Raw genomic sequence first — 259 nt, forward strand, 5'->3', positions numbered from 1 at the left:
TGCCAGCTGCAATCCACGCATCATAAGCTGAAGCACCATCTACTCCGTCAGTTCCATTAGTTCCATCCACGCCGTTTGTACCGTCTGCACCGTCAACACCATTAGTTCCATCAATACCATTAGTTCCGTCAGCACCCTTCAAAGAATCTAAGAAGTCTTGTTCCGTTCCCGTATTGCCAGCTGCAATCCACGCATCATAAGCTGAAGCACCATCTACTCCGTCAGTTCCATTAGTTCCATCCACGCCGTTTGTACCGTC

General features: G+C 49.0%; 1 pseudogene. It reads right to left on the reverse strand.

From position 1 onward, the window contains the following. Nucleotides 1-259 (reverse strand): annotated as a pseudogene (locus H3Z82_RS19485) (hypothetical protein); the annotation flags it as partial.

It is taken from the genome of Gelidibacter maritimus (assembly GCF_014062315.1).
Taxonomy (GTDB): Bacteria; Bacteroidota; Bacteroidia; order Flavobacteriales; family Flavobacteriaceae; genus Gelidibacter; species Gelidibacter maritimus.